The 6,965-nt window shown below is 41.0% G+C and carries 7 protein-coding genes; 2 read left to right on the top strand and 5 right to left on the bottom strand.

All coding sequences use genetic code 11. The features are described from left to right. Positions 1-236: 236 nt before the first annotated feature. Both nth and rseP read right to left on the bottom strand, forming a co-directional pair. The gene (nth, locus tag C7B62_RS10205) at positions 237-965 is read right to left on the bottom strand and encodes an endonuclease III (RefSeq protein ID WP_106235492.1); all 729 of its coding nucleotides are present in this window, start codon (positions 963-965) and stop codon (positions 237-239) included. Between the two features lie 297 nt (positions 966-1,262). Beyond that, positions 1,263-2,354, bottom strand: a complete 1,092-nt coding sequence (gene rseP / locus C7B62_RS10200; RefSeq protein WP_106235490.1) for an RIP metalloprotease RseP — start codon at positions 2,352-2,354, stop codon at positions 1,263-1,265. 92 nt (positions 2,355-2,446) lie between these two features. Here rseP and C7B62_RS10195 point away from each other — a divergent pair, with 92 nt between their 5' ends. After that, on the top strand, positions 2,447-2,986 hold the full coding sequence (locus tag C7B62_RS10195; RefSeq protein WP_106235488.1) for a hypothetical protein: 540 nt from the start codon (positions 2,447-2,449) through the stop codon (positions 2,984-2,986). 62 nt (positions 2,987-3,048) lie between these two features. Beyond that, the gene (locus C7B62_RS10190) at positions 3,049-3,867 is read left to right on the top strand and encodes an inositol monophosphatase family protein (RefSeq protein ID WP_106235486.1); all 819 of its coding nucleotides are present in this window, start codon (positions 3,049-3,051) and stop codon (positions 3,865-3,867) included. A 25-nt stretch (positions 3,868-3,892) separates the two neighbouring features. Here the strand turns inward: C7B62_RS10190 and C7B62_RS10185 are convergent, their stop codons facing one another. The 3 genes from C7B62_RS10185 to C7B62_RS10175 all read right to left on the bottom strand — a co-directional run bounded on the left by C7B62_RS10185 (position 3,893) and on the right by C7B62_RS10175 (position 6,613). Continuing rightward, positions 3,893-4,486, bottom strand: a complete 594-nt coding sequence (locus C7B62_RS10185) for a thylakoid membrane photosystem I accumulation factor (protein ID WP_106235484.1) — start codon at positions 4,484-4,486, stop codon at positions 3,893-3,895. 371 nt (positions 4,487-4,857) lie between these two features. Next, entirely contained in the window at positions 4,858-5,649 is a 792-nt protein-coding gene (locus C7B62_RS10180) for a DUF2993 domain-containing protein (RefSeq protein ID WP_106235482.1), read from the bottom strand. A gap of 55 nt (positions 5,650-5,704) precedes the next feature. Further along, complete coding sequence (locus C7B62_RS10175) at positions 5,705-6,613, bottom strand: alpha/beta fold hydrolase (RefSeq protein WP_106235480.1); 909 nt, start codon at positions 6,611-6,613, stop codon at positions 5,705-5,707. Positions 6,614-6,965 lie beyond the last annotated feature (352 nt).

Below are 6,965 nucleotides of genomic sequence, written 5' to 3'. Positions count from 1 at the left end.
ACCTTCTCTCGATCTAGAGCCGAAAGAATTATTGGCACTACCTTCTGCTACTTTCTAACTTTGTCGAACTCACGTTGTACCAATGAATGATAACAATTGAAATGCACTACCACGTCTAGATCTCAACCCAGCAACAATGACATTGGTATCAATAACGACTTAGGGTAAGAGCATTTAGAACTGGAAGGTTATTATTTGTACCGCTCAACTCTATCATCAGAAATGATCTCAAATAATTAATCTAAGTATTCCTTTGCCGATGGACAAAGCTGAAGCAGTTGACAGTCATCGCATTGAGGCTTACGGGCTTTACAGACTGCTCTGCCATGGTAAATGGTACGAATCGAGTAATTTTCCCATTCTGACTGAGGTAATAATGCCATCAGATCCCGCTCGATCTCAATTGGGTTATCTGATTTAGTTAGCTGCCAGCGGTTGCTCAGACGTTTGACATGGGTGTCTACCGTGACCCCTTGAATGTTACCAAAGCCATGAGCAGAGACAACATTAGCCGTTTTACGGGCTACTCCTGGCAATTTTAACAACTGCTCCATTTCGCTGGGGACTTCCCCGCCAAAATCACCCATAATCATCTGACAAGCACCCTGAATGTTTTTTGCCTTATTGCGATAAAAACCAGTGGAACGAATCAAAGTTTCAAGGCGATCGCGATCGCATCCCGCTAGAGTAGCTGCATCAGGCAGTTCGGCAAACAAAGCAGGGGTAACTTTATTCACCCGTTCATCGGTACATTGAGCCGAAAGAATTGTCGCCACTAAAAGCTGTATGGGAGTCTTATAATCAAGGCTACAGGTGGCATTCGGATATAGTTCGGTTAAGAGGGTAAAAATATCGAGCGATCGCTGTTTAAGGGCTTTACTCGGCGATCTTTTTCTGGTTGTTTTAGTCTTAGTTTGGGTCTTAGTTTTAGCCCCTGTAACTTTAGCAGTCTTGGACTTGGGCATTAATTTATAGTAGCTTTCAATTGAATAAACTACGCTTTTAAAAAGCTAAGAGTGACGCAGTGCGCGACGCGAAGCTTATCCTTTAGGAGTCCTTTAGGGGTCTTGTTAGTTTCCAAAGGCGGCTTTTCCTAAAGGATAAGCTTCGCAAATGGGTAAGAATCTTCTTAACCAAAACGCGCCGTGCAAAGAGCAACTGCCGAACTCGAAGGGCTAAAAGCTAAAAGCTGACTACGTCCTCGAAGGAGGATAGCTATAAACTATTAAATTTCAACGAAGCTATTTCACCATCAGCCATACTCATTGAAATAAATTCTGGAAAAAAGCCAAGTTAATGGTGTCGCGCACAATAATAAATACGCCTAAGCTGAGTAACAAGACTAAACCAGTCTGCATAATGCCATCTTGCAGCTTGCTGGGTAGAGGTTTGCCAGTAACTCCTTCCACTGTCAAAAATGCTAATTGACCTCCATCTAAAGCAGGTAAGGGCAAAATGTTGATGATTGCCAGATTAATACTAATTAAAGCGCCAAATTGAAACAGGTTACCTAAGTCATTACGCGCAAGTTCTGCACCTACCGCTACAATGGCTACAGGGCCAGCTACCTGTTGAGCATTTTCCTGAAAATTGCTGATTAGCTGCCAAAATCCCTGGACTGTTAACTGGATAATCCGTTGAAATTCGTTTGCTCCTGCGGTAAAACCTTCAACTATATTTGCTGCACGACGACGGATGATATCTCCATTTGGCGCTAGCATTACACCGATTTTCCCTTTACCATCCTGACCAATATCAGGTTTAACATCAAGGTTCACAATGTCAGTACCACGCTTGATGGTTAATTCTAAAATTTGATTAGGAGACTTTTGAATCTCTCGACGTAAATTTTCTAAAGCATCAGCAGAATCTCCTAAATTGATGTTATCTATTTTTAAAATAATGTCACCAGGCTGAACTCCAGCTTGAGCGGCAGCAGACTCTGCTTGATTTAGTAGTTGAGGAACTAGTACTCCAGGTCGATAGTGAATATCTTGAAATCCAATGCTAAAAGCTTGACCCACTAGAAGAAAATAAGCAAAAATTAAGTTAGCAATTACTCCAGCACTAATGACGATCGCTCGATCTAAAACGGGACGATTGCGCAGTAAATTAGGATCGTCAGGAGGGATCGTACTATCGGGATCGTCATCGGGAAAGCCAACGTAACCCCCTAAAGGAATTGCTCTTAGAGCATACTCGGTTTCTGAACCCTGATATTTTAAAAGAGTGGGCCCAAACCCAATCGAAAAGCGGTTGACTCTGATTTTCTGTAATCTTGCGGCTGCAAAATGACCAAACTCATGAACTACGATTAATAGGAGTACGACTGAAATTGCCGCTAAAACTGACATATTTTAAAAATATTACTTTTAGTAAGTGTTGAGTACGATTTACTATTTTAGAACATTCTTCTGCCTATCTTGATATATCAAGGGTTTTAGATATGAGCAATAATTTTGATAATTTAATTTGGCAACAAAATAGCAACCAGTCTGACAATGGGGATAATCTCAAGGCGATCGCGAACTGGTGGTCGGGGTTAGCGGGCAAAGAAGTAGCTTGGCAACAGCGGTTAATACCCACTAGCGGTAATTTAGAAGAGCTAGACTGGCAACTGCAAAAGTTTGATGATAAGCTTGTTTTAGAGACGCCACAGGTTAGGGGAATTACTCTTTATTGGCGCAACAACCAGGGAGCAGATGAGCGCAATATTACTCCTAGCAAACTCAGTTTAAACACTTCCAAGCAAAGACTTTATGTCTTCCCACAATCTCAATCTCAGGTAGTAATTAGTGTTAGTTTACCTGTAACGGTCTATCAAAAAATTAACTTGGTAAATCCTCAGCTAGCAGCCACCATTAAAAATGGTCAAGGAATTATCTTGTTGCGGGATGAGACTGAAAAATTGGAGATCAAAGTCGCTTTGAGTCAGTCACAAATTAATCAACTACTCGATCAATTCAAAATCGCCGATAATCAATAATGACCGAGAGGAGTGGCAAGTTATGCCATATTAATCGAGGTATTTACCTTCGACAATAACCTATGAATGAATTTTGGGATCGCGTTTTAGACTTTTGTGTTCAGACTACTGCTACAGTTAGCGATCGCCTAATGAAAGATTTTGGCAAAATCCAGGCTAACGAAAAAGAAGATGGTAGCTTAGTTACCCAGGCGGATCGATGGTCAGATGAGCAAATCCGCGAGGCGATCGCGCTTACCTTTCCCGAACATGGTGTTTTAAGCGAAGAAACAGTACATGTCTTTCCTACTCGCGATTGGTGTTGGATTATCGATCCGATTGACGGTACGACTAACTTTACTCGTGGACTCCCTCTATGGTCAATTTCCTTGGGGCTACTTTACCAAGGAACACCCGTTTTTGGTTTTGTTTATCTTCCCCCGATTAAACAGACATTTCATGGTTTTTGGTATGGCGATTCTGGACTAACTGGCTACACTGGGGCATATCTAAATCATCAGCAAATCCATACTAGTGAGGAATATCCTAGCGGGACACAATTATTTAATCTTTGCGCCCGTAGTAAAGCTATTTTAAAACAGCCTTTCCCCTGCAAGGTAAGAATGCTCGGCGTTGCCAGCTATAACTTGTTGTTGGTTGCCGCCGGAATAGCTATGGGAGGAGTCGAAGCTACTCCTAAAATTTGGGACATAGCTGCGGCATGGGTCATTGTCAAGGCTGCTGGCGGAGAGTTTGTCTTTATCGATCATCAATTTGAGTTTCCGCTACAGCACGGTCAAGATTACGGAAAAGTATCAATACCCAGTTTGGGCTTATGTCGGAGCGAACTAGTTTCCCAGTTTGAACCTTTGGTAAGATGCGTTTTACCTGACCAACAATAGCCTAAATAATAATCTATTTTACTGCTTACTCTTGCGTCATCCCAGAATTGAACTCATTAAACGAACGTCGTTTGAGAACCTCAGATTCTGAGCGTGGTAGCAGATTGAAAACTTCTCGCAGTACATCGTCCATTTCTTCATAGGGAACTTGTCCTTTGCCGTCGTAAACCACTTGACCTTTTTGATCGAGAATTACAGTTTCAGGTACTACCCCACTGTAATAGTAAGCGGGTTCGTTAGGACTGTATTTATCTTGATCGATAAAAGAATCGACGCTAACAGGAATAATGCTAGCGGCACGACCATAAAATTCCTGTAGACGAGTAACTAAACCAGAAAATTGTTTACAATCACTACTATCATCGACACAAAATACTAAAATTGCGGGTTTCTCTCGCTTTAAAGAAGTGGCTAAATCCATGCGTGGAGGGACTAAAGAGCCATTGCCACCAAAGAGAACATAAATATTACCTTCATAGCGATCATCGTTAATCGTTGCTGATACAGGAGAAGTCCAGATAGAAAAACTGGCTACCAGGATTAACAAGCAAATAGCTATTTGTCTCCACGACACCTGTGAGAATTGAAAAATATTTTTAGATAATCTGATGAGAATCATTCTGTAAATAAATTAAGATTGAAAAAGTACAGGATAATCCTTATTCATATAGATGATCGCCGACCTAGAGGACAGCTTACATCGTAGCAGAATAACAATTGGCTCTAATTTCAAGTTTATCTTTCTTTGGGTTAGCGGTTTTAAAGTGTAGAGAAATAAAAAGCGACCAGAACAACCAGAACAGCTTTAATTGAGCAGGCAAAACAATCAGGCGTGATCGCTCTTACTCTCAATGCACGCTTAAGCGCCGTAGGTTTCTACCAAAAACATGGTTTTCAAATCTAAGGAAAGAAATTTTCTTCAGCTACCACAGGAATAGTTCAGGTCACCATTTACAAAAAGCTATAAGCCACATTATTTTTTTAGCGAGACTAGCCTGTTTGGGGTACTCTCTCAATTTGGGCATAACCGCTAAATAACAGCATTTGTCCTTCGGTTTGCAAACGATTGAGGCGTAACTTAACTCCATCAAGATTAAACTTGTCAAGATCTACCATGTCGTTCAAAATTTCCCCTAAGGCTAAGGTTAAATCTTTTGAGATGCTTTGTAATTCTGGAGGTATGTTGTCCTGAGCAAATTGAACCTCCTCAAACTTAACTTTGCGACGCTTGCCAATACTCAATATACACTTAAGACTGACGGGAACAATGGTATCTTCCCAACTAGCTTTAGCGGACAATTTAACTCTGTTATCAGGCAATAGCTGAACCTCCACATCAGTAAAAGAAATTGGTACTCCACCTGATATTTCAGTTAAGGCATCAGGGGTCAGATTTTCTAAACGCTTTCTCACTAGATCCGCTTCAAAAGACTTGTTAATATCATCTTGAGACAACTTTACTTGAGCGATCGCCTGAGTCGGTTGCTTAAGAGCAATCTTTCCTTGAACTGCCGAACCAAAATCAATTGCCACTGCATCTGTTTCAAAAGACATTTCTTCAGTGCGGAACTGTTTGCGGATCACTAATCCGCGACCACTCATTTTGAAGCTATCAATCGTTCCCTGAAGTAGTTTGCTAGAAGGATTGCACTTCACCGAGACTTCTACCGCATCACTACGGGTAAATAAGTGACGGATTGTGTTGCTTGCGACAGTATTTATTAGGTTTTCGCCCCAATCCCCGCCTTTTTTATTACCAAATCCAACAAATCCACCAAACATAGAGCTATAGATAGAGTTACTCTTACCTTGTAACAAATTATTAAGAAGACAGCAATTAAGATTGTAACCGATCAATGGTTAAAACCCAGTTTGCAATTAGATCGTTTACCTGTTCTGGAACTTCATCATGAGGACAATGACCCGCTTGCAGATAATGTTCGGTTAATTGCGGATAGTACTGACGGAATTGTACTCCCTTGTCCCTTGCTTTAATCCAGGGGTCTTGTTCGCCCCACAGAAGGAGTAGAGGGCATTGCATTTTGCCTAGCAAGACATCGACCTTCTCCCCTTGAGGAGTTTTAAACACGGCATTAAATACATCCGCTGCACCGCGATCGCAAGAAGGACGATAGATATCTTCGATCAATTGTTCGGTAACGGCACTGGGATCAAAATAAACCTTGTTTAGGGTCTTACGAATTATAGAGCGACGGCGTACATATTGAAACAGTAATAAACTTGCCCAGGGCTGTAATAAAATTGAGCGTATTAGTTGACCCCAAGGATTAGAACGAGACTGAGACTGAGAATTTTCTTGATTGTCGGAAAAAGGTCCTGCACTATTCAGCAAAATTAATCCTGCTGTAGATTGGGGATATTCTGCTGCTACACAAAGAGAAGCATAACCGCCCAGAGAATTTCCTACTAATACTGTAGGCTTGCCAATTACCTCAGTGATAAAGTCGTGTAACTGTTCTCGCCAGAGGTTGCCACTGTATTCTTGTTTGGGTTTAGCCGATCTGCCAAAACCTAAAAGATCGATCCCCCATACCTGAAATTGCGACTGTAGCTGCACAATATTTTTACGCCAGTGATCGGTAGATGCCCCAAAACCATGCACCAAAAGCAAAGGAGGCAAGTTAGACTGAGCTTCTCCAACACAGACATAATAAATTGAATTACCGCGCCACTGCCAGTACGTGCCAGGAACAGATTTTGTGATCGGAGGAGAAAATGTGGACATTAATAATTTAGAGTATGGTCACTATGAATTTATGTTAACTTCTTTGTGATGTGGTTTGCTTTAGTTAAAGATATTTTACTGATGAGTAATTTTAATCATTGCTGTTGCGTAAGTCACAACGAGGCAAATGAGAGTGGAAATCAACTCATAGGTTCAGTTAATATATATACGTGTTTCAATCTTTAAATTCATTATTTAGGGCATTAGCTAATGCAGACTGTGAATGAGTGAAGCCCTAAGCTCAATTTAGAAGAAGCTTAGGGCTTGAACCTTAAAGCTTGAAGCTTTTAAAGGCAAAAATAAATATCCCTGAACAACTACATCGGGGAGGATTAAACAAAAATAAGAAATT

Source organism: Pleurocapsa sp. CCALA 161, assembly GCF_003003995.1.
Lineage (GTDB): Bacteria > Cyanobacteriota > Cyanobacteriia > Cyanobacteriales > Xenococcaceae > Waterburya.
Note: the sequence above shows the minus strand (reverse complement) of the source record. Positions and strands in the feature narration are given on the sequence as shown.

Excerpts from the sequence above, each read along its gene's own strand:
- nth (WP_106235492.1), bottom strand. The coding sequence starts at position 965 with ATGCCCAAGTCCAAGACTGCTAAAGTTACAGGGGCTAAAACTAAGACC.
- rseP (WP_106235490.1), bottom strand. The coding sequence starts at position 2,354 with ATGTCAGTTTTAGCGGCAATTTCAGTCGTACTCCTATTAATCGTAGTT.
- C7B62_RS10195 (WP_106235488.1), top strand. The coding sequence starts at position 2,447 with ATGAGCAATAATTTTGATAATTTAATTTGGCAACAAAATAGCAACCAG.
- C7B62_RS10190 (WP_106235486.1), top strand. The coding sequence starts at position 3,049 with ATGAATGAATTTTGGGATCGCGTTTTAGACTTTTGTGTTCAGACTACT.
- C7B62_RS10185 (WP_106235484.1), bottom strand. The coding sequence starts at position 4,486 with ATGATTCTCATCAGATTATCTAAAAATATTTTTCAATTCTCACAGGTG.
- C7B62_RS10180 (WP_106235482.1), bottom strand. The coding sequence starts at position 5,649 with ATGTTTGGTGGATTTGTTGGATTTGGTAATAAAAAAGGCGGGGATTGG.
- C7B62_RS10175 (WP_106235480.1), bottom strand. The coding sequence starts at position 6,613 with ATGTCCACATTTTCTCCTCCGATCACAAAATCTGTTCCTGGCACGTAC.